Origin of the sequence: Citrobacter freundii complex sp. CFNIH9, assembly GCF_002903305.1 — a bacterium.
Taxonomy (GTDB): Bacteria; Pseudomonadota; Gammaproteobacteria; order Enterobacterales; family Enterobacteriaceae; genus Citrobacter; species Citrobacter portucalensis.
Genome location: NZ_CP026238.1, coordinates 2,097,261 through 2,118,042, shown reverse-complemented (window position 1 = coordinate 2,118,042; position 20,782 = coordinate 2,097,261). Strand labels below are relative to the sequence as shown.

The following is a 20,782-nucleotide window of genomic DNA, read 5'->3' as shown; positions in this document are numbered from 1 at the left end:
TATTCTTAGTAAAAAAATGAATTAAACGTTAACGGCTTATGCGTACGGCAGGCACGCGATAACCAGACCCAGATCGCCTTTAGACACGAGGCCTTTTGGACGCAGGTGACGTTTACGCTTAGTAGATTTTTTGGTCAGAATATGACGCAGGTTTGCGTGCTTACGCTTAAATCCACCACCACCGGTTTTTTTGAAACGCTTAGCAGCACCGCGTACGGTCTTAATTTTTGGCATTTTAATAACTTCCACTTCGCATTGTTAATAAACGAAACGTAGGCGAACAACGGCTGTGGAACCCGTAGGCTCCACAGACATTGCTACTTGAAGGCCTTACTGTTTCTTCTTAGGAGCGAGCACCATGATCATCTGGCGGCCTTCGATCTTCGTAGGGAAGGATTCGACTACTGCCAGTTCACTCAGATCGTCACGGACGCGGTTGAGCACTTCCATACCAATCTGTTGGTGGGCCATCTCACGACCGCGAAAACGCAGCGTGATCTTAGCCTTATCGCCATCTTCCAGAAAGCGTACCAGGCTGCGGAGTTTTACCTGGTAATCGCCATCGTCGGTGCCAGGACGGAATTTAATTTCCTTAACCTGGATAACTTTTTGCTTTTTCTTCTGTTCCTTAGAAGACTTACTCTTTTCATAAAGGAACTTGCCGTAGTCCATAATACGACAAACTGGCGGTTCGGCGTTAGGGCTGATTTCAACTAAATCTACTCCAGCTTCTTCAGCTTTTTCGATCGCTTCTCTCAGACTCACAATACCCAAAGCTTCGCCTTCCAGACCTGTTAAGCGAACTTCCAGGGCGCGAATCTCGCCATTGATACGATTCGGACGTGCCGTTTGAACTCGTTTTCCGCCTTTAATACCTTATTCCTCCAGTTGTTGAAGACTGCGGCTGCGAATCTCTTGTTGCAGCTTCTCAATCACTTCATTTACGTCCAGGCTGCCCAAGTCTTTGCCACGACGGGTGCGCACGGCAACTTTGCCTGCTTCTACCTCTTTGTCGCCACAGACCAACATGTAAGGGACACGACGTAAAGTGTGCTCGCGGATTTTAAAGCCAATCTTCTCATTTCTCAAGTCTGCTTTTACACGAATACCCGCATTTTGTAGTTTCTGCGTTAATTCGTTAACGTATTCAGACTGAGAATCGGTGATGTTCATGACCACAACCTGAACCGGCGCGAGCCAGGTCGGGAAGAAGCCCGCGAACTCTTCGGTCAGGATACCGATGAAACGTTCCATCGACCCAAGAATTGCACGGTGAATCATAACCGGAACCTGACGCTCGTTGTTTTCGCCAACGTAAGAGGCGCTTAAACGGGACGGCAGGGAGAAGTCCAGCTGTACAGTACCGCACTGCCATGCACGATCGAGGCAGTCATACAGGGTAAATTCAATTTTCGGACCGTAGAACGCGCCCTCACCCAGTTGGAACTCAAACGGGATGTTGTTTTCTTCCAGCGCAACGGCCAGGTCAGCTTCAGCACGGTCCCACATTTCATCGCTACCGATACGTTTTTCGGGGCGAGTGGACAGTTTGACGACGATTTTCTCGAAGCCAAAGGTGCTGTACATATCGTAGACCATACGAATGCACGCGTTAACTTCATCACGAATCTGCTCTTCAGTACAGAAGATATGTGCATCATCTTGAGTGAAGCCACGAACACGCATCAGGCCATGCAGCGCACCTGACGGTTCATTACGGTGGCAGCTACCAAACTCAGCCATACGCAGCGGCAGATCGCGATAGGATTTCAGACCCTGATTAAAGATCTGCACGTGGCCTGGGCAGTTCATTGGCTTAATGCAGTATTCACGGTTCTCAGAAGAGGTGGTGAACATCGCATCTTTGTAGTTATCCCAGTGACCTGTTTTTTCCCACAGCACGCGGTCCATCATGAATGGGCCTTTCACTTCCTGATACTGGTATTCTTTCAGTTTTGAACGAACGAATACTTCCAGTTCACGGAAGATAGTCCAGCCATCGTTGTGCCAGAACACCATACCCGGTGCTTCTTCCTGCATATGATACAGGTCAAGCTGTTTACCGATTTTACGGTGATCGCGTTTGGCCGCTTCTTCCAGACGTTGCAGGTAGGCATTCAGGGCTTTTTTATCTGCCCATGCAGTACCATAAATACGCTGCAGCATCTTGTTATTGCTGTCGCCACGCCAGTATGCCCCTGCGGTCTTCATCAGTTTGAAGTGATGGCAGAAACGCATGTTCGGCACGTGCGGGCCACGGCACATATCGACATATTCTTCATGATGGTACAAGCCAGGCTTGTCATCATGGGCAATGTTTTCGTCAAGAATGGAGACTTTATAGGTCTCGCCACGCTTCACGAAGGTTTCACGCGCTTCGTACCAGCTGACTTTCTTCTTAATGACATCGTAGTTTTTCTCAGCGAGCTCGTGCATCCGCTTCTCGAGCGCGTCGACGTCTTCCTGGGTTAACGTACGGTCAAGATCGATATCGTAGTAAAAACCGTTATCAACAACCGGTCCGATCGCCATTTTGGTGTGCGGCCAGAGTTGTTTGATCGCGTGCCCTAACAGGTGCGCACAGGAGTGACGAATGATCTCCAGACCTTCTTCATCCTTCGCGGTGATGATGGAGAGCTTCGCATCATGCTCAATCAGATCGGAAGCATCTACCAGCTCACCGTCAACACGGCCAGCAATAGTGGCTTTCGCCAGACCTGGACCGATGTCCAGCGCAACATCCATGGGGCTTACAGCGTGGTCGTAATGGCGTTGGCTGCCATCAGGAAGAGTAATAACAGGCATGTTATATCCTTATTTGCAGTGGTGCCCCACACGTAAGAGCACATACAAAGATTCAATATTTAAAATTATCAAAAAGGTCTGGGCTGATTCCCGCTTCACTCTGCGAAATATGTCACTGGTCGCCTTAGAGACCACACTGGACCTACACCCGCTTTTTGATAACACCGTTTGACAGTGTACACGGCATTACGGGTCGATCAAAGCAACAATCAACGCGCGCTCTATGATGTAAATCAATTCACTGACACCCAACCGTCTTTGTTACACTTGCACAAAGTCATCTAACCTGAGCAGGAAAAAAACAATGCCCACAAATCGCTTTGCGAAGAAACACTGGAAGATGGTTGTGATTCTGCTCGTTATTTGTGCGGCCATGTTGATGCTGCGCTGGGCTGCGATGATCTGGGGCTAAATGACGCTCCCCCACTGTTCCGGTTTCGTTTATTTATCGATTAATCGAATTAGTCTGAAAATAGTGCGTTATGACCAGATAAAAAAATAAAACACAAATTAAATATTAAATAAACTTAACTTTAATTTAGGAAAGCCAGGTCATTTATTTGACCCGGCTTGTCATTACATCCGATAGCCGAGGGAAACTGTCGTGCGGCGATCGGTATGCTCCGGCGCTGTTGCCGGCGGTTCAGAGTTCCAGGTCACGTTGTAAGCCACCTTTAACCCAAAGTGCTCATTGATGGCAACGTTGAGGGCAGTTTCAGAGTTGAGCGTGGTATCGTCAGCGCCGAATACCGACACACCCTGAGTAAACTTGGTATTGTCCGTCATCTGCCATGCATAGGCCCCGGACGCATAGCCCAACGGCTGTGTTTCGGTGGTGCCATCCGTGTGCTCGTCATAGCGCACGCCAGGACCGAATTCGAAACGGAAGCTGTGCACAGGTCCGTTGAGGAACTGACGACCGTAACCTGCGGTCAGTACGTCACGCTCGCGATAACCGTTGTAACGGTCGGTCAACCAGCTTGCCTGCCCAAAGAGATAGTCATAGTCGGTCATGTTATAACGACTACGGCCACCTACGGCATATTTCTCCGATGAACGCTCATCATTTGAGGAGGTATTGCTGGCATTTCCCCACAGAGACCATGCGGTCGTTTGGCCGTACCAGGTCATGGTGGTATCTGCGGTTAAAGAAGAACTTTTTGTGTTGCCTGACTGGGCGAGATATCCCGCGTTCAGGTTACCTTCAAAGGGTTTTTTCGCGCTGGAAGGGTCATCCATGACAGTAAAAACGGAATCATCGGCTACAGCATGCATTGACGCAAGCAGGCCTCCCGTCAGCAGTAATGCTGCGGGCACTGTCTTCAAAAGCTTCATTTATTAAGAGTCCGTACAACAAAAAAAGAGACCATTACGGTCTCGGAAACTTTCATATGGATCAATGACAAAAGACCCTTGAAAGGTAACAAATTATAAAAAGACTCGAATAACATAGCAATAAATTCTTATTTCATTTTTTGAATAAGAGCGTTCCTAAACCTTTATTTTATTTATATATCTTTATGACGATAATTTTAAATAAAGATATGAAAAATCATGTTGTTAATTACTTCACTTTCGGGAGGTTAAGTGCCAGACTGAGTTCAGCCTAACAGGAGGTAAAGATGGTACGTATCTATACGTTAACACTTGCGCCCTCTCTCGATAGCGCAACAATCACCCCGCAAATTTACCCGGAAGGTAAGCTTCGTTGTACCTCGCCGGTTTTTGAACCCGGCGGCGGCGGTATCAACGTCGCTCGCGCAATTGCCCATCTTGGCGGAACCGCAACAGCGATTTTCCCCGCGGGGGGAGCAACCGGAGAGCATCTTGTTGCATTGCTCGCCGACGAAAATGTTCCCGTATCTACCGTCGAAGCCAAAGACTGGACCCGACAAAATCTTCATGTCCACGTGGAGTCCAGCGGCGAACAATATCGTTTTGTCATGCCAGGCGCTGCGCTGACCGATGACGAGTTCTACCAACTTCAGGATCAGGTGCTGGAAATTGAGTCTGGTGCGCTGCTGGTCATCAGCGGCAGTTTGCCGCCCGGCGTACAGCTTGAGAAATTGACCCGACTCATTACCACCGCACAAAAACAGGGGATCCGCTGTATTGTCGACAGTTCAGGCGAAGCACTGACGGCGGCGTTAGCCATCGGCAATATCGAACTGGTCAAACCCAACCTCAAAGAACTGAGTGCGCTGGTAAACCGCGAACTCACTCAACCCGATGATGTGCGCAAGGCCGCGCAGGAAATCGTACAGAGTGGGAAAGCGCACCGCGTTGTGGTCTCGCTTGGGCCGCAAGGGGCGCTGGGTGTAGATCGCGATACCTGCGTTCAGGTGGTTCCGCCACCGGTGAAAAGTCAAAGTACCGTAGGCGCGGGCGACAGTATGGTCGGAGCCATGACGCTTAAACTGGCAGAGAACGCGCCTTTTGAGGATATTGTCCGTTACGGTGTCGCAGCCGGTAGCGCAGCAACCCTGAATCAGGGTACGCGTCTGTGCGCTTTGGACGATACGCAAAAAATATATGCATACCTTGCGCAGTAATGGCACCGTCCCCCTTTTAACAGAAGGGGGATGTTCCGGTAAAACTGTCGGCATGGGGGTTATACGTCTATGCTAAAAAATCACGTGATTACAAAGAAGTGAATCATGTGCAGTCAGGTGTCTCCACAACGGTACGGGGTGAAGAAGAACGACAAACATTAAGTGCCTTTCCAGCGATGACGCGTCCGTGGTGTGCGTCAGTTCGTGTTTTTTAACCGCATTCTTGCGCTAACCTTATGATCTGGCAGACAACATGGGGAGAGACATCATGTGGCAGGCTATCAGTCGTCTTTTAAGCGAGCAATTAGGTGAAGGCGAAATCGAACTGCGTAATGAACTGCCCGGCGGAGAGATCCACGCCGCATGGCATTTACGCTATGCGGGGCGAGATTTTTTCGTCAAATGCGATGAAAGAGAGCTGTTAACCGGCTTTACGGCAGAAGCCGATCAGCTGGAGCTACTTTCCCGCAGTCAAACTGTATCTGTACCGAAAGTCTGGGCAGTAGGCGCAGACAGAGATTACAGCTTTCTGGTGATGGATTTCCTCCCTCCCCGTCCGCTTGATGCGCATAACGCGTTTATCCTCGGTCAACAGCTTGCGCATTTGCACGAATGGAGCGACCAGCCTCAGTTTGGTCTCGACTTCGATAACGCGCTCTCTACCACGCCGCAGCCAAATACCTGGCAACGTCGCTGGTCAACCTTCTTCGCCGAGCAGCGTATAGGCTGGCAGCTGGAACTCGCCGCTGAAAAAGGCATAGCGTTTGGCAATATTGACGCCATAGTCGAACACGTTCAGCAACGTCTCTCTTCTCATCAGCCGCAGCCGTCTCTCCTGCACGGTGATTTGTGGTCCGGGAACTGCGCCCTCGGTCCTAACGGTCCGTACATCTTTGACCCTGCCTGCTACTGGGGGGACAGAGAGTGTGACCTGGCAATGCTGCCGTTACATACCGATCAGCCGCCGCAAATTTATGACGGTTACCAGTCTGTCTCGCCACTACCGCTGGATTTTCTCGACAGGCAGCCAATCTACCAGCTCTATACGCTGCTGAATCGGGCAATTCTGTTCGGGGGACAGCATTTGGTTGTGGCGCAGAAAGCGCTGGATAGATTACTGTCGGCTTAACGACGTACCGTGTTGCTTATCAGGCCTGCCGTTTCGCAACGTGGCAGGCCCGATAGAGTGGCACTTACAAAAAGCCCAGCAGTGAGAAGAAGAAGTAGCCGATCACGATAACGATCACCGGCAGAATATAAAGCGGGAAAATTTGTAAGAAGATCGTATGGTGCGGTACCACAATTCGCGACTCAAGTTGCTCGCGGGATAATCCTTCACTGCCCTTTGCTTGTTCCAGAATTAGCTGATCCTCAACGCCTTCGCGTAAGAAACGCGCCTGGCGGCTCATTCTGGCGCCTGAGTCCTGCAACGCCAGGCCGATAAAAATCAGAATGAATATCAGCCAAAAAACGAGATTCAGTCCACTTTGAAAATCGGGCGTTGGCGAGTTATACCAGAACACGTTAAGAAAAGGTGTGTTCACCCGCATCATGTCGATCATCACATGGGCAAAATCGAGCATGACCGCGTTAATCCCTTCCTGCTTTTCGCTGTGCGCGTACATAAACTTCAGTACTGAAACCAGCGTTGAAATCAGCGCGGGAATGAAAACCACCCATCCCACCAGCCTTTTCAAGATGGCAATGCGTCCAGCTTGTTGATACGTCATGAGTTCCCCTTGATTAAGACGTGTCATTTTGGCCTAAGTTTACCCGTTGATTACCGTTTTCGCCTGATCTTTAAAGGCGGTATACTTCTGAATTAGCCATAATGAACGCTCAGAGTCCGTCCAGGCTGGCTCTAATCCCTTTTATCACCGTAAAGGAGAGGTTGTAATGTCAACCCCGCGTCAAATTCTTGCTGCAATTTTCGATATGGATGGGTTACTGGTCGATTCTGAACCGCTTTGGGATCAGGCTGAACTGGATGTGATAGCAAGTTTAGGCGTTGATATCTCCCGCCGCCATGAACTTCCCGATACCCTTGGCTTACGCATCGACATGGTGGTTGATTTGTGGTTTGCGCAGCAACCCTGGAACGGCCCCTCACGTCAGGAAGTCACCGAGCGCATCATTACCCGGGCCATTGCGTTGGTTGAAGAGACAAAACCGCTGCTGCCAGGCGTTCGTGAAGCTGTGGCACTGTGCAAATCTCAGGGAATCAAAGTAGGACTGGCATCCGCCTCGCCGCTACATATGCTGGAAAAAGTGCTGACCATGTTTGATCTGCGCGATGACTTCGACGCGCTGGCTTCTGCAGAAAAACTGCCTTACAGCAAACCGCACCCGCAAGTTTACCTCGATTGTGCGGCAAAACTGGGCATTGGCCCGTTAAACTGCGTAGCACTGGAAGACTCAGTGAACGGCATGATTGCCTCGAAAGCTGCCCGTATGCGTTCCATCGTCGTACCAGCGCATGAGAATCAGGACGATCCTCGCTTCGTGCTTGCCGACGTCAAACTAACCTCGCTCACCGAACTCACAGCCGCTCATCTGCGCGGCTAATCCTGTAACGGGCAATGATCGTATTGCCCGTCTTTTCAGACTTTCTATTTTAAAACGCCGTTTCATTTTTAATTGTATTTCTGTTTAACCTCTCCTATCCTTGCCCTATAGCGCAAGCGTTAATGACATAAATAGTTGAGGTAAACATGATTCAGGAAGCTTTTCGTCTCGAGGGTAAAGTCGCCATCGTCACTGGATGTGACACCGGCCTCGGGCAGGGTATGGCAGTGGCGCTGGCTGAAGCGGGCTGCGATGTAGTCGGCGTGAATCGTAAAATACCGCATGAAACCGCAGAGAAAATTAACGCCTTCGGTCGACGCTTTATGGCCATTCAGGCCGACCTCAGTCAACAAGATGCTCTCACCAGCATCGTGACACAAACGGTATCGGCGTTTGGCCGGGTCGATATTCTGGTCAACAATGCAGGAACTATACGCCGTCAGGATGCACTGGACTTCAGTGAAAAAGATTGGGATGACGTGATGAATCTGAATCTAAAATCCGTTTTCTTTCTGTCGCAGGCCGTGGCGCGCCAGTTTCTGGCTCAGGGCAATGGCGGAAAAATCATTAACATTGCCTCGATGCTCTCTTTTCAGGGGGGTATCCGTGTACCTTCCTATACCGCATCAAAAAGCGGCGTTCTGGGCATCACTCGCCTGCTCGCCAATGAATGGGCGGCCAAAGGAATTAATGTCAACGCCATCGCGCCCGGCTATATGGCGACCAACAACACCCAGCAACTGCGCGCAGACAGCGAGCGCAATCAGGAGATTATCGATCGTATTCCCGCCGGACGCTGGGGCACGCCAAATGACCTGAAAGGCCCGGTTGTTTTCCTTGCAAGTCCCGCCTCTGACTATATTCATGGTTATACGCTGGCGGTGGATGGCGGTTGGCTGGCGCGGTAAAGGCGCACTTGTGACAAAGGGTTACAACGTCACCTCTTCCGCCTACTGTATAAAACCCCTATACTGTATGAATTGACAGTTTATTGGGTTTTATCATGACGGCGGAAGGCCACCTTCTTTTTTCTATTGCCTGTGCGGTATTTGCCAAGAATGCCGAGCTAACGCCCGTTCTTGCGCAGGGTGACTGGTGGCATATTGTTCCTTCAGCCATTTTAACGTGCCTGCTGCCGGATATCGATCATCCCAAATCTCTGCTGGGGCAGCGTCTGAAGTGGATATCAAAACCCATTGCCCGGGCATTTGGTCATCGCGGGTTTACACATAGCCTGCTGGCGGTTTTTGCCCTGCTGGCCACGTTCTACCTGAAAGTCCCGGATACCTGGATAATACCGGCTGATGCCTTACAAGGTATGGTACTCGGCTATCTTAGTCACATTCTGGCTGACATGCTGACTCCAGCAGGCGTTCCCCTGCTTTGGCCCTGCCGCTGGCGTTTTCGTCTGCCCATCCTCGTGCCGCAAAAAGGCAATCAACTGGAGCGGTTTCTGTGCATGGCACTGTTCGCGTGGGCAATCTGGATGCCGCAGACCGTACAAGAGAACAGCGCGGTACGCTGGTCTTCGCAGATGATTAATACGCTACAAATGCAGTTCAATCGTTTCATAACGCATCAGATTGACTAATAAATCAGCCAAAAAGTCATTTTAGGTATAAACAATTCCATTTGAATATAAGAGGTAAGTCACAGTTCTGCTAATCTTGCGCCAACAGAATCACCTTTAAACGGTGATACGCATAATAAGATCAGGAGAACGGGGATGAACTTTCCATTAATCGCGAACATTATCGTGTTCGTAGTGCTGCTGTTCGTGCTGGCGCAAGCCCGTCACAAACAGTGGAGTCTGGCCAAAAAAGTACTGGTCGGTCTGGTCATGGGTGTCGTGTTCGGCCTTGCCCTGCACACCATTTATGGCTCCGACAGCCAGGTTCTTAAAGACTCAGTACAGTGGTTCAACATTGTCGGCAACGGTTATGTCCAACTGCTGCAGATGATTGTTATGCCGCTGGTATTTGCGTCTATTCTCAGCGCCGTTGCACGTCTGCATAACGCCTCTCAGTTAGGTAAAATCAGCTTCCTGACCATCGGAACGCTGCTGTTTACCACGCTGATTGCCGCGCTGGTAGGGGTTCTGGTGACCAACCTGTTCGGCCTGACCGCCGAAGGTCTGGTGCAAGGTGGTGCCGAAACCGCCCGTCTGAACGCGATTGAAACCAACTATGTTGGCAAAGTGGCTGACCTCAGCGTTCCGCAACTGGTGCTGTCGTTTATTCCGAAAAACCCGTTTGCCGATCTGACTGGCGCGAACCCGACGTCGATTATCAGCGTGGTTATCTTCGCGGCATTCCTGGGTGTAGCCGCACTGAAACTGCTGAAAGATGATGCACCAAAAGGCGAGCGCGTTCTGGTCGCTATCGATACCCTGCAAAGCTGGGTGATGAAACTGGTTCGTCTGGTGATGCAGTTGACGCCGTACGGTGTTCTGGCGCTGATGACCAAAGTGGTTGCGGGTTCCAACCTGCAGGACATCATCAAGCTGGGTAGCTTCGTCGTGGCCTCTTATCTCGGTCTGGGCATTATGTTCGTGGTACACGGGATCCTGCTGGGTGTGAACGGCGTTAGCCCGTTAAAATACTTCCGCAAGGTATGGCCAGTGCTGACGTTCGCCTTCACCAGCCGTTCCAGCGCAGCCTCAATTCCGCTGAACGTTGAAGCGCAGACCCGTCGTCTGGGCGTGCCTGAATCCATCGCCTCATTTGCCGCCTCGTTTGGTGCCACGATTGGTCAGAATGGTTGTGCGGGCCTGTACCCGGCAATGCTGGCAGTAATGGTTGCACCGACCGTCGGTATCAACCCACTGGACCCAATGTGGATTGCCACGCTGGTTGGTATCGTGACCGTGAGCTCCGCAGGGGTTGCGGGTGTGGGTGGCGGTGCAACATTTGCCGCGCTGATCGTCCTGCCCGCTATGGGTCTGCCGGTCACGCTGGTTGCGCTGCTGATCTCCGTTGAGCCGCTGATCGATATGGGTCGTACCGCGCTGAACGTAAGCGGTTCCATGACTGCCGGTACGCTGACCAGCCAATGGCTCAAGCAGACTGATAAAACGATTCTGGACAGCGACGATAACGCCGAACTGGCGCATCGCTAAGTCTGTCAGCTAAAAAACAAAAAACCGCCGGAGTATCATGCTCCGGCGGTTTTTTTATATCCATTAATCCCTTAGTTCATTTTCCTGGCGAACCTGATTAGCCCAGCGCTGTGCTGATTCCGGGACCGTAAATGCAGGCGAACGTTGAAACGCCTCCCCCATTAAGACAAAAGCGACATATTTTCCGCGTAGTATCCATACGTCACGAAACGCATCCATTTTAATCGCATGCTCTGGTGGCGCGGGCTCCACGCGAGGAACATAGCTGATAACCGGACGATTTTGTTGGCGAAGAGGTTTCATAATCAGTTGCTTCACTAAAGACAAATTCTAAAAATCAGAAAACCGCTATCTTAGCCGATTTTGCCACTGGGCGGTGCAAAAACAGCGTATTCATGAAGGGAATGACTATATCGGGGATCGCAGACGGGTTGCAGGTGCTATTTGTGCCACAAGCAAAAAAATGCGGCGCACGATTGCGCCGCAAACTCAGGAATTACACGTTCAGAAAACTGCCAAGACGATAACCGCGCTCCGCAATTGCATATTTCAGTGACGAAGACGTCAGCACGTCGAGCTCAGTTAAGCGGGGGTAACAGTAGGCACTTTGACGAATAATGTCATCGATAAAGGCCGGATGACACATCACTTCCAGCGAAGACTCTCCCCGGTCGGCTGAAGCATCCAGCGTCTGTAAAAACAGAGCCTCGGAAATCGCTTCGCCGTAAAACTCGCTGCTGAATCCCTGGGAGGTACGTAACGTTTCCGGAAAATCAGACGCCTGGAACACGGTCTGACGATCGATACGCAATGCAATCCCCTTCTGGGCAGCAAACCCGGCTACGATAGGGAAAATTTGCGGGAACATATGCACATGGTGATGGCTATCCAGATGCGTCGGCTCCCGCCCGAACAGGTCAATAAAACGCTGATACTGCGCGGCCAGCTCCTGAGAAATTTCATCCAGCGGCAAAGTGTCCTCCTCTGCCATCTGCCAGATCCATTTCCCCAGTAATCCGTCACGGGTAAGGCCCGGCATTGCCGTCAACGGCCTACCCAGCGTCAGAACAAAATGCATCCCGACGGCAAGTGCAGGTATGTCACGACTCAGCTGTACCGCATGGTCAATCGCCGCACCGTTAACCAGTGCTGTTGTCGAGGTGACAACGCCATTACGACAGGCTTCAACAATGCCGTAGTTTTGTCCTTTACTCAGGCCAAAATCATCCGCATTCACAATCAGTATGCGTTCCATAGCCGACCTCAGTTAGTGTTGTTCGCTTTTGAGTTTCTCAATGCACCCGGCGAAGTTTGGCAACCATTTTTCATGCGCCAGGATTAGCTCACGCGCCAGAATCTCGGCATCGCTGTCAGAATGCACCAGCGGACTCAGGTTTAACGCCAGCAGCACATCATTCAGCTCGCCGCTCAATGCCGCATTGCTCGCCGCAACCTCAAAGCCTTTGATGGTGTAGATAAGGCCAAGCACTTTCTCATCAAAATGGGTAATACGTGGGTGCGGCGTAGCACCGTTACGTCCGAGCGTGCAGGTCATCTCAACCGCCCAGTCCGCAGGAATGTTATCAACATGTCCATGATGTGGAATGTTGACGTAGTGCTCGGTCTGTTTGTCGTTGTAGATGGCGTTGATCACTTCACAGGCCGCATCGGAGTAATACGCGCCACCGCGCTGCTCCAGCTCTTTCGGCTTAACGTTTAGCTCAGGATTTTTGTAGAGATCAAACAGTTGTTTTTCTACTTTTTGTACTACCTGGGCACGTGCGCCGCCCTTATAGTACTCGCCCATTTCGATCGCCAGCATCTCTTTTGGCTTAAAGTAGTACAGCAAATACGAGCACGGCAGCAGCTTCAGCGAACGAATCAACCCTTCGCTGAACGGCAGGTCGAAAATGTTCTTCACGGTGGAAGCTTTCAGTTGTCCAGAAGCCACGCCGTCCAGCAGTTCATCAAAGCGTGATGTACCGTTCACCAGCACGTCTTTAATAAAGACCATGTGGTTCAGACCGAACAGATCGATGGATAAATCATCGCTCTCTTTCAGCGCCAGCACATCGCTAATGAACATTTTCATGCCGACAGGAATATTACACACACCGATGAATTTCTTGAAATTCGTGTGGCGATAGACCGCTTCAGTCACCATCCCTGCCGGGTTAGTAAAGTTAATCACCCAGGCATTCGGGCACAGTTCTTCCACATCTTTAATAATGTCAAAGATAACCGGAATGGTACGCAGACCTTTGAACAGCCCGCCAGCACCGTTGGTTTCCTGTCCCAGATAACCGTGGCTCAGTGGAATGCGTTCATCCTTTTCACGGGCTTTCAGTTGCCCTACGCGCAGTTGGGTGGTAACGAAATCAGCATCTTTCAGTGCTTCACGGCGGTCCAGCGTTTTAAACAACTTCATCGGTACGCCGGCTTTGTCGATCATGCGCTGGCAAAGGTCAAAAATAATGTCCAGCTTCTCTTTTCCACCGTCGACATCAACCAGCCACAACTCAGAAACCGGTAATTCATGATAGCGCTTAATAAAGCCTTCAAGTAATTCAGGGGTGTAGCTGCTCCCGCCACCGATAGTGACGACTTTTAATTTCTGGCTCATACTTTCTCCCTTCAGTGTAAAAACACTGACGTGTATTATGCTCAACCCGTTTGTCAGGTATAGCGTGGCTGTCCCGACGCTATTTTGGGCAAGCTATAAAAAATGGGTTATTAGCAAATAATATCTACTGATTAAATTCAGTTAATTTCTTACGGTAGCTATTCGGTGTAAACGACGTCAGCTTTTTAAACGTTTTAATAAACAGGCTTGGACTACTGTAGCCAGACTCGTAAGCAATATCCGTTACAGAATAGTTCGTCATTTCCAGCTGTTTTTTAGCAAAGTTAATGCGGATTTCATTAATAATCTGCATCGGCGTTTTGCTGTAATAACGCTGGGTAGCGCGGGTCAGATACTCCTGGGATTTCGCGGACAGGTGTACCATATTTTCCAGCGCATTCTCGCTAAACTGCCGTTTGTCGTGCATGGTCTCGACGGTGGTTTTAAGCCACTGCGGAATATCATCCAGCACTTGCTCTTCGCGATGATGGCGTAACCGATTTATAATATAGAAGGTGACCACTTCTACAAATTCATCCAGCCCGCTCTCACGAAAGTTAAGTGATGCAATAACCGTTTCAATGTAGGTAAGAAACGAGTTATTCGCCCGGTAGACCTGCGATGCAACGAAACAAAATGGCAGCAGCGGGTGATAGTGCTGTTCAAAAAAACGTTTACTGATGCCGACGTTAAGGATCCTTGTCGCACCAAAATCATAAAAACTCTGGTGGTGCGATCCCAACGGGATAAAGACAAAGTCTCCACGTTCTAGGGAAGGTGCGAACAAGTTCCTGATATGAGATCATCATATTCATCCGGAGCGCATCCCAGAGGGACATCATGAGCCATCAACTCACCTTCGCCGATAGTGAATTCAGCACTAAGCGCCGTCAGACCCGAAAAGAGATTTTCCTCTCCCGCATGGAGCAGATTCTGCCATGGCAGAATATGACCGCTGTCATCGAGCCGTTTTATCCCAAGGCGGGCAATGGCCGACGGCCCTATCCGCTGGAGACCATGCTGCGTATTCACTGCATGCAGCATTGGTACAACCTGAGCGACGGTGCCATGGAAGATGCCCTGTACGAAATCGCCTCCATGCGCCTGTTTGCCCGATTATCCCTGGATAGCGCCCTGCCGGATCGCACCACCATCATGAATTTCCGCCACCTGCTCGAGCAGCATCAACTGGCCCGTCAATTGTTCAAGACCATCAATCGCTGGCTGGCCGAAGCAGGCGTCATGATGACCCAAGGCACTTTGGTGGATGCCACCATCATTGAGGCACCCAGCTCTACCAAGAACAAAGAGCAGCAACGCGATCCGGAGATGCATCAGACCAAGAAAGGCAATCAGTGGCACTTTGGCATGAAGGCCCACATTGGTGTCGATGCCAAGAGTGGCCTGACCCACAGCCTAGTCACCACCGCGGCCAACGAGCATGACCTCAATCAGCTGGGTAATCTGCTTCATGGAGAGGAGCAATTTGTCTCAGCCGATGCCGGCTACCAAGGAGCGCCACAGCGCGAGGAGCTGGCCGAGGTGGATGTGGACTGGCTGATCGCCGAGCGTCCCGGCAGGGTAAAAACCTTGAAGCAGCATCCGCGCAAGAACAAAACGGCCATCAACATCGAATACATGAAAGCCAGCATCCGTGCCAGGGTGGAGCACCCGTTTCGCATCATCAAGCGGCAGTTCGGCTTCGTGAAAGCCAGATACAAAGGGCTGCTGAAAAACGATAACCAACTGGCGATGTTATTCACCCTGGCCAACCTGTTTCGGGTGGACCAAATGATACGTCAGTGGGAGAGATCTCAGTAAAAACCGGAAATAACGCCAGAAATGGTGGAAAAAATAGCCTAAATAGGCTGATTCGATGTGTTTGCGGGAAAAAAATCGGCCCAGATCCGCGAAATTTTAATCAGCGAGTCAGCTTGGGAAGAAATGACCTGCTTATTCGCACCTTCCATAACAGCCCGGCAGCCAGTGAGTCGACTTTACGTTCTTCTGCCAGCGCCATGCCGATAAAGAACGGTGCCATCAATGACATGATACCCAGCGTACCGTTATAGACGTTTCCACCAATGCCTTTCAAGCTATTCAAAGTTTCAATAGTTGAAGCATCAAGTCGAATGCCCATTGAATAAAAAAACGACCCCTCCCCAAAGCTCAGGAAAACGTTATTGATTAATACAAACATAGCCCCTGCGAGGGTTAACGGCATTAAACGAATAAAACCGTTCTTGATTGCATTAACGTGTGGCTGCTTTCCAATTTTTACAGCAAAAGGAAGGAGTACCTTTTCAAGTGAAGCAATAGCGTTACTCATAGAAAAATACCCTTAAATACCGCAATTAATAATTGCGGTGAATGTTAATGAAATAACTCTTTGACGGGAAAAATTAAAATAAAATAATTAATTTGCTGCGGCTTTTTTAATTGCTGCAACAGCAGCCTTAAGCACGCCTAAACCATCGACTTTGCCATACAGCAGCGAGTCAATCACTTCCACAGGCTTGTTGGGTAACAAACGCTGAATTTCGGGCAACATATAAGCAATTTGTGGACCTAATAACACGACATCGGCGACAGGACCTTTTTCTCCGGCCAGCGTTTCAGGAAATGCTTCAATAATAACCGGCACTTCGTATTTTTCGGCCTGAGCACGCATCTTCGAAACCAACAATGAAGTCGACATGCCCGCAGAACAAAACAGATAAATGTGTTTCTTTTCCATTAAAACGATCCTCATGTGCGATTATCTGTCAACCAGACACTCCGCAAGCCATAACCTGCATCCATGCTCTGGGTAACTTGCGTCAGCTAAATTACTTTTTTAGGTGGCTGAAATGAGTATACGGGATTGCACCGGTGGATGGTATTTCCTTGACCAACTAAATTGTCTCTCCTTGACCTGTCGTTATGACCCCCCTCACATTTCGGGCAAATAATTCGCGGCAATAAATAAGATCGTTCGGCACAAAAAAACCGGCACGATGGCCGGTTCTTCTGAATGCTCAGGCAATAAGCAGTTGTTACTTCTTCGCCGCCTGCGGGTCAGTGTCGTACTCTGCGCAGGTCTGGTAACCGGAGTTAATCACATGTCCGGTGTCGTCTAAAGCAACAAAATAGGTTTCAGCTTTACCATCTCGTTGACCCAGGATGTAGGTCTGGCATGTCCCTCGCGCATGAATCATGCTGACTTCAGAAGAAGGTTTACCGGCAATCTGCGCCACCTGCGCCCTGCTCATCCCTTTCTTCACATCTTTCACCACGGGCTGAACAAATTGGTCTTTGGTGCGATCGTAGGCCGTACACCCTGCCAGCATAGTCAAAACAGCCGCTGCGCTTAGAATTCCTGTTAGGTTCTTGTTCATATTCCGTCCTCTTGTATTTCAGCGTGTTATATAAGCCTGGAGCACAACAACACATTTTTCAAGCAATCAGATGATACTTAGGTCGTTTCGGAAAATTCTATTAAAACAAAATGATGTTAGATCAGGCCTGCATCCCTTGTCGTTTGGGTCCCAACGCGTTAGCTTTAACACATCATTTTTTTTGATCATTTCATTTTTCGGAGGGGGTTAAATGACTCTGCAGCAAGAGATAATCCAGGCGCTTGGCGCAAAACCGCGAATTAATGCAGAAGAGGAAATTCGCCGCAGCGTGGATTTCTTGAAATCCTACCTGCAAACGTACCCTTTTCTGAAATCACTGGTATTAGGGATAAGCGGCGGACAGGACTCAACGCTCGCGGGAAAACTTTGCCAGATGGCTATTTCCGAGCTTCGCGAAGAAACGGGGAATGACGCGTTGCAGTTTATTGCCGTACGTCTGCCGTATGGCGTTCAGGCTGATGAACAGGACTGTCAGGATGCCATCGCCTTTATCCAACCTGACCGCGTGCTCACAGTAAATATTAAGGGTGCAGTACTGGCCAGTGAACAGGCCCTGCGTGAAGCGGGTATTGAACTGAGCGATTTTGTCCGTGGCAATGAAAAAGCCCGTGAACGTATGAAGGCCCAGTACAGTATCGCCGGAATGACCAGCGGTGTTGTCGTGGGTACCGATCATGCAGCAGAAGCCATCACCGGATTTTTCACCAAATACGGCGATGGCGGTACTGACATTAACCCTATTTTCCGCCTGAACAAGCGTCAGGGTAAGCAGCTGCTTGCCGCACTGGGTTGCCCGGAACATTTATATAAGAAAGCGCCAACGGCCGACCTCGAAGACGATCGCCCTTCTCTGCCGGATGAAGCCGCATTAGGCGTCACCTATGACAACATCGACGATTATCTGGAAGGAAAAACGCTGGCTGCCGACATCGCGAAAAAAATTGAAGGCTGGTATCTGAAGACCGAACACAAACGTCGCACACCGATTACGGTGTTTGATGACTTCTGGAAAAAAGCGTAATTTTTTTAGTCACATATTGCCGGATAGCACTGGGATCACCGCTGTCCGGCCACTCTTCCTTGTCTGATGCCGCTTTTTTAATCGGTTTCAAACTGCTACACTGGATGAATAACCAGCATCCGGAGTGAGAAGTGGTACGGCGTCAATCAGCCCCACGCCTGACATTTGAGGCAGCGGCAATCTATGAATATCCTGAACACCTGCGTCCATTTTTGAGTGCGCTTCCCACCGCACCAGGCGTCTATCTGTTTCACAGTGAAAGCGACACTATGCCGCTCTACATTGGTAAAAGCGTCAATATTCGCAGCCGCGTGCTGGCACACCTGCGTACCGCGGACGAAGCGGCAATGCTGCGTCAGGCCAAACGCATTAGCTGGATTTGTACGGCGGGAGAAATTGGTGCCCTGCTGCTGGAAGCGCGGTTGATCAAAGAACAACAGCCGTTGTTTAATAAACGACTGCGGCGCAATCGTCAGCTTTGCGCCTTGCAGCTTACCGACCGAACTGTTCAGGTTGTCTACGCACGAGATATTGATTTCTCCCATGCACCCAATCTGTTTGGCCTGTTTGCCAATCGTCGCGCAGCGCTACAAGCGTTGCAAAGCCTCGCGGATGAACAACAGCTGTGCTACGGCCTGTTGGGGCTGGAACCCCTGAGTCGCGGGCGCGCCTGTTTTCGCTCCGCGCTTAAACGCTGCGCCGGAGCGTGCTGCGGAAAAGAGAGTCATGAAGCGCATCATTTGCGTCTGTTAGCGGCGCTGGAAAGAGTGAGAGTGATTTGCTGGCCATGGAGCAATGCTATTGCACTGCAGGAAACCGGCGCTGAAATGACACAGTACCATATCATCAACAACTGGCTGTGGCTGGGAGTCGTTTCAACGCTGGATGAAGCGACTACCCTGGCGCGTATGCCAGCAGGCTTTGACCATGATGGCTACAAAATTCTCTGCCGGCCTGTTCTGTCTGGTCAATATGACATTATTGAACTGTGTCCGGAGAATGCCCCGGCATCCAGTTAATCTCGCTGAACAGCAATTTTCCCTCGCGCTCCAGCAGTCGTAATGTGTGTTTGCCGTCATGCCAGCTCGCACCCTGGTCGGCCGTCAGCAGTTTATCGCCCAGTTGCCATGCACCACTGATAACAAACACCACGCCGCCGCGTGAACCAAAGGTCGTAAAGGTGCGATCGGCAACTCTGACTTTTGCCTGGCAAACATCTCGTCGGGTCATGATATTAAAATCCATAGACATCTGCCCTTCCGTCAGCTTTGCTTTTACCACCTTGTCACCGGCAAAGGTAAAAGGTTGGTGCTGTTTGAGGGTATGCGTAAAGATGTTCGCTTCTTCCAGAGTGACCTCCCCTCCCTCCAGCAGCGTAATCACGCGTTCTACACCCGGGAAAAGTGAAAATTCACCGTTTGCTGCAATGGAGGCGATACTCGCCCGCCAGTGAAAATCTCGTGTTGCTGGCGGAAAACAGCAAATCTCACGCGTTTCCCCCGCACCATTCCGCCAGAGGTTAACCGGCATTTTGCGGATATCAAAGTATTCCATCATCCCTCCAGAAAGGAGAAGCATGGCAGCCTGCCGTAAACAGACAGCCATAAATCATCATTATTATGTTCACCCTGCAGATTATTGTTATCGGCAGCAGAGTTGATTTGCCTTAGCGATGAACCCGGCATTTTGCAAAAAAGAATAACGCGCTGATCCAGGTAGAATTTTCGCGGGCTTCAGGAGAATAGCGTGTCGTGCGTCCGGTGCAATAGGCAGAAATGAAAAAACCGCCGATCCTGCCCACATCGTTATACGTGTTGTGGACAAGAGCGGCGGTCTTGAGTTTTGTTTCACACTGTGCGGCAATCAGCGCGACACAGTGTGAATGATTTAGTGTAGACGCTGATCGATTACTCGGCAGCTTCCGGCATTTTACCTTTCTGCGCTGCACGTTCTGTCAGACGCTTCTCAAAATTGGCATTAAACTGCTTTTTCTGTTCCGGGGTCAGAATGTTGTAAATTTTGTTCTGGGTTTCCATATGCGCCAGCATGTTGGCTTTGCGCTGTTCTTCCATCTTCGCAATCTGCGCTTCGGCTTTCGCTTTATCGAAGCTATCGCTGGCGATGATATCGTGCATTGCACGGCGTTCTTCCAGCGGCGGACGTTTCATCTGATCGCGCTGGCCTTTCATGATCTCGCGAATCTGCTGTTTCTGAGCGTCAGTCAGATTCAGGTCTTTAAACATCATGTCGTGATGCGGGGCAAATTTGCCGTTGTGGTGCATCATCGGTTTAGCATCCGCTGGTGCAGCTGTTGTAGTGTCAGCAGCATGAGCCAGGTTCGCAGCACCCAGCGCCAGAGTAGAGGCAACAAACAGAGCAGTCAGTTTACGCATAATTTCTATCCTTTCTTTCAGTTATTTTTACGACACTCATGCGACTCTTATGCAATGTGATGTCGTGTTGACGAGAGTAACTTTACCGGCTTAATCGTCAATTAATCAGAGCAACGGTAAAACCGTGAAAGTGTAAAAAACAAACTTTCATCAATTATGGAGAAAAAAAGAATAAATTGCGTAGAGTTGAAATTAAAAATTACAAGCGGATGATTTTGAAAGGATTATGAAGAACTATACCTGAACCATGATTATTAAGAAAGCAACTCACCAGGAATAATCCGTAATAAATAAAAACAGCACGTAA

The 20,782-nt window shown here is 50.0% G+C and carries 22 protein-coding genes and 2 pseudogenes; 10 read left to right on the top strand and 14 right to left on the bottom strand.

The window, feature by feature from the left end; translation table 11 throughout:
* Positions 1-36: 36 nt before the first annotated feature.
* From rpmI to thrS, 3 genes are all read right to left on the bottom strand, one after another.
* Positions 37-234 (bottom strand): 50S ribosomal protein L35, encoded by a 198-nt coding sequence (rpmI, locus tag C2U43_RS10720; RefSeq protein ID WP_003030583.1) that lies wholly within the window; start codon positions 232-234, stop codon positions 37-39.
* Between the two features lie 96 nt (positions 235-330).
* Positions 331-873 (bottom strand): translation initiation factor IF-3, encoded by a 543-nt coding sequence (infC, locus tag C2U43_RS10715; protein WP_048997935.1) that lies wholly within the window; start codon positions 871-873, stop codon positions 331-333.
* Positions 874-876: 3 nt separating this feature from the next.
* Positions 877-2,805, bottom strand: coding sequence for a threonine--tRNA ligase (gene thrS / locus C2U43_RS10710; protein ID WP_003832572.1), 1,929 nt, complete (start codon positions 2,803-2,805; stop codon positions 877-879).
* Positions 2,806-3,109: 304 nt separating this feature from the next.
* On the opposite strand from thrS, the gene yniD reads away from it, so the two are divergent.
* A complete protein-coding gene (gene yniD / locus C2U43_RS10705; protein ID WP_003030590.1) occupies positions 3,110-3,217 on the top strand; it encodes a small membrane protein YniD in 108 nt (35 codons plus the stop codon).
* A 164-nt stretch (positions 3,218-3,381) separates the two neighbouring features.
* On the opposite strand, the gene C2U43_RS10700 is transcribed toward yniD, so the two are convergent.
* Entirely contained in the window at positions 3,382-4,140 is a 759-nt protein-coding gene (locus C2U43_RS10700) for a DUF481 domain-containing protein (protein ID WP_003832568.1), read from the bottom strand.
* Between the two features lie 287 nt (positions 4,141-4,427).
* Here C2U43_RS10700 and pfkB point away from each other — a divergent pair, with 287 nt between their 5' ends.
* Both pfkB and C2U43_RS10690 read left to right on the top strand, forming a co-directional pair.
* Positions 4,428-5,357, top strand: a complete 930-nt coding sequence (pfkB, locus tag C2U43_RS10695) for a 6-phosphofructokinase II (RefSeq protein ID WP_079933929.1) — start codon at positions 4,428-4,430, stop codon at positions 5,355-5,357.
* A 268-nt stretch (positions 5,358-5,625) separates the two neighbouring features.
* Positions 5,626-6,486: a fructosamine kinase family protein gene (locus C2U43_RS10690; RefSeq protein WP_103285100.1), complete on the top strand. Its 861-nt coding sequence runs from the start codon at positions 5,626-5,628 to the stop codon at positions 6,484-6,486.
* A gap of 64 nt (positions 6,487-6,550) precedes the next feature.
* On the opposite strand, the gene C2U43_RS10685 is transcribed toward C2U43_RS10690, so the two are convergent.
* The gene (locus tag C2U43_RS10685; protein ID WP_008784573.1) at positions 6,551-7,087 is read right to left on the bottom strand and encodes a YniB family protein; all 537 of its coding nucleotides are present in this window, start codon (positions 7,085-7,087) and stop codon (positions 6,551-6,553) included.
* Positions 7,088-7,253: 166 nt separating this feature from the next.
* Here C2U43_RS10685 and hxpB point away from each other — a divergent pair, with 166 nt between their 5' ends.
* From hxpB to tcyP, 4 genes are all read left to right on the top strand, one after another.
* A complete protein-coding gene (gene hxpB, locus C2U43_RS10680; protein ID WP_103285099.1) occupies positions 7,254-7,922 on the top strand; it encodes a hexitol phosphatase HxpB in 669 nt (222 codons plus the stop codon).
* 146 nt (positions 7,923-8,068) lie between these two features.
* Positions 8,069-8,830 (top strand): 2-dehydro-3-deoxy-D-gluconate 5-dehydrogenase KduD, encoded by a 762-nt coding sequence (gene kduD, locus C2U43_RS10675; RefSeq protein ID WP_103285098.1) that lies wholly within the window; start codon positions 8,069-8,071, stop codon positions 8,828-8,830.
* Between the two features lie 83 nt (positions 8,831-8,913).
* On the top strand, positions 8,914-9,513 hold the full coding sequence (locus C2U43_RS10670) for a metal-dependent hydrolase (protein ID WP_008784570.1): 600 nt from the start codon (positions 8,914-8,916) through the stop codon (positions 9,511-9,513).
* Between the two features lie 135 nt (positions 9,514-9,648).
* Complete coding sequence (gene tcyP / locus C2U43_RS10665; protein WP_006684833.1) at positions 9,649-11,040, top strand: cystine/sulfocysteine:cation symporter; 1,392 nt, start codon at positions 9,649-9,651, stop codon at positions 11,038-11,040.
* A gap of 63 nt (positions 11,041-11,103) precedes the next feature.
* Here the strand turns inward: tcyP and cedA are convergent, their stop codons facing one another.
* The 4 genes and pseudogenes from cedA to chbR form a co-directional block, all read right to left on the bottom strand.
* The gene (gene cedA / locus C2U43_RS10660) at positions 11,104-11,367 is read right to left on the bottom strand and encodes a cell division activator CedA (RefSeq protein WP_008784569.1); all 264 of its coding nucleotides are present in this window, start codon (positions 11,365-11,367) and stop codon (positions 11,104-11,106) included.
* A 169-nt stretch (positions 11,368-11,536) separates the two neighbouring features.
* Positions 11,537-12,295 carry a chitin disaccharide deacetylase gene (gene chbG / locus C2U43_RS10655; protein ID WP_103285097.1) on the bottom strand — a complete coding sequence of 253 codons (759 nt, stop codon included), beginning with the start codon at positions 12,293-12,295 and terminating at the stop codon, positions 11,537-11,539.
* Between the two features lie 12 nt (positions 12,296-12,307).
* Positions 12,308-13,663 carry a 6-phospho-beta-glucosidase gene (locus tag C2U43_RS10650; RefSeq protein WP_032943151.1) on the bottom strand — a complete coding sequence of 452 codons (1,356 nt, stop codon included), beginning with the start codon at positions 13,661-13,663 and terminating at the stop codon, positions 12,308-12,310.
* A 124-nt stretch (positions 13,664-13,787) separates the two neighbouring features.
* A pseudogene (gene chbR / locus C2U43_RS10645) lies at positions 13,788-14,435 on the bottom strand (transcriptional regulator ChbR); the annotation flags it as partial.
* A gap of 68 nt (positions 14,436-14,503) precedes the next feature.
* On the opposite strand from chbR, the gene C2U43_RS10640 reads away from it, so the two are divergent.
* On the top strand, positions 14,504-15,484 hold the full coding sequence (locus C2U43_RS10640) for an IS5-like element ISKpn26 family transposase (protein ID WP_000019450.1): 981 nt from the start codon (positions 14,504-14,506) through the stop codon (positions 15,482-15,484).
* Between the two features lie 148 nt (positions 15,485-15,632).
* On the opposite strand, the pseudogene C2U43_RS10630 reads toward C2U43_RS10640, so the two are convergent.
* From C2U43_RS10630 to osmE, 3 genes and pseudogenes are all read right to left on the bottom strand, one after another.
* Positions 15,633-15,992, bottom strand: a pseudogene (locus tag C2U43_RS10630) (PTS N,N'-diacetylchitobiose transporter subunit IIC); the annotation flags it as partial.
* 87 nt (positions 15,993-16,079) lie between these two features.
* Positions 16,080-16,400 (bottom strand): PTS N,N'-diacetylchitobiose transporter subunit IIB, encoded by a 321-nt coding sequence (gene chbB, locus C2U43_RS10625; protein WP_003832547.1) that lies wholly within the window; start codon positions 16,398-16,400, stop codon positions 16,080-16,082.
* 298 nt (positions 16,401-16,698) lie between these two features.
* Positions 16,699-17,040, bottom strand: a complete 342-nt coding sequence (gene osmE, locus C2U43_RS10615; protein WP_003030621.1) for an osmotically-inducible lipoprotein OsmE — start codon at positions 17,038-17,040, stop codon at positions 16,699-16,701.
* Between the two features lie 211 nt (positions 17,041-17,251).
* Here osmE and nadE point away from each other — a divergent pair, with 211 nt between their 5' ends.
* On the top strand, positions 17,252-18,082 hold the full coding sequence (gene nadE, locus C2U43_RS10610) for an ammonia-dependent NAD(+) synthetase (protein ID WP_100272572.1): 831 nt from the start codon (positions 17,252-17,254) through the stop codon (positions 18,080-18,082).
* Between the two features lie 131 nt (positions 18,083-18,213).
* Complete coding sequence (gene cho, locus C2U43_RS10605; RefSeq protein WP_103285096.1) at positions 18,214-19,101, top strand: excinuclease Cho; 888 nt, start codon at positions 18,214-18,216, stop codon at positions 19,099-19,101.
* On the opposite strand, the gene ves is transcribed toward cho, so the two are convergent.
* Together ves and spy are read right to left on the bottom strand one after the other, a co-directional pair.
* Positions 19,061-19,636, bottom strand: coding sequence for an environmental stress-induced protein Ves (ves, locus tag C2U43_RS10600; protein WP_103285095.1), 576 nt, complete (start codon positions 19,634-19,636; stop codon positions 19,061-19,063). The genes cho and ves overlap by 41 nt on opposite strands.
* Before the next feature lie 353 nt (positions 19,637-19,989).
* A complete protein-coding gene (gene spy, locus C2U43_RS10595) occupies positions 19,990-20,475 on the bottom strand; it encodes an ATP-independent periplasmic protein-refolding chaperone Spy (RefSeq protein ID WP_003832537.1) in 486 nt (161 codons plus the stop codon).
* Positions 20,476-20,782 lie beyond the last annotated feature (307 nt).

Coding starts and splice junctions, on each gene's coding strand:
- C2U43_RS10700 (WP_003832568.1), bottom strand. CDS start 4,140: ATGAAGCTTTTGAAGACAGTGCCCGCAGCATTACTGCTGACGGGAGGC.
- kduD (WP_103285098.1), top strand. CDS start 8,069: ATGATTCAGGAAGCTTTTCGTCTCGAGGGTAAAGTCGCCATCGTCACT.
- osmE (WP_003030621.1), bottom strand. CDS start 17,040: ATGAACAAGAACCTAACAGGAATTCTAAGCGCAGCGGCTGTTTTGACT.
- tcyP (WP_006684833.1), top strand. CDS start 9,649: ATGAACTTTCCATTAATCGCGAACATTATCGTGTTCGTAGTGCTGCTG.
- spy (WP_003832537.1), bottom strand. CDS start 20,475: ATGCGTAAACTGACTGCTCTGTTTGTTGCCTCTACTCTGGCGCTGGGT.
- C2U43_RS10690 (WP_103285100.1), top strand. CDS start 5,626: ATGTGGCAGGCTATCAGTCGTCTTTTAAGCGAGCAATTAGGTGAAGGC.
- chbG (WP_103285097.1), bottom strand. CDS start 12,295: ATGGAACGCATACTGATTGTGAATGCGGATGATTTTGGCCTGAGTAAA.
- C2U43_RS10640 (WP_000019450.1), top strand. CDS start 14,504: ATGAGCCATCAACTCACCTTCGCCGATAGTGAATTCAGCACTAAGCGC.
- hxpB (WP_103285099.1), top strand. CDS start 7,254: ATGTCAACCCCGCGTCAAATTCTTGCTGCAATTTTCGATATGGATGGG.
- yniD (WP_003030590.1), top strand. CDS start 3,110: ATGCCCACAAATCGCTTTGCGAAGAAACACTGGAAGATGGTTGTGATT.
- chbB (WP_003832547.1), bottom strand. CDS start 16,400: ATGGAAAAGAAACACATTTATCTGTTTTGTTCTGCGGGCATGTCGACT.
- rpmI (WP_003030583.1), bottom strand. CDS start 234: ATGCCAAAAATTAAGACCGTACGCGGTGCTGCTAAGCGTTTCAAAAAA.
- C2U43_RS10685 (WP_008784573.1), bottom strand. CDS start 7,087: ATGACGTATCAACAAGCTGGACGCATTGCCATCTTGAAAAGGCTGGTG.
- pfkB (WP_079933929.1), top strand. CDS start 4,428: ATGGTACGTATCTATACGTTAACACTTGCGCCCTCTCTCGATAGCGCA.
- thrS (WP_003832572.1), bottom strand. CDS start 2,805: ATGCCTGTTATTACTCTTCCTGATGGCAGCCAACGCCATTACGACCAC.
- nadE (WP_100272572.1), top strand. CDS start 17,252: ATGACTCTGCAGCAAGAGATAATCCAGGCGCTTGGCGCAAAACCGCGA.
- ves (WP_103285095.1), bottom strand. CDS start 19,636: ATGGAATACTTTGATATCCGCAAAATGCCGGTTAACCTCTGGCGGAAT.
- C2U43_RS10650 (WP_032943151.1), bottom strand. CDS start 13,663: ATGAGCCAGAAATTAAAAGTCGTCACTATCGGTGGCGGGAGCAGCTAC.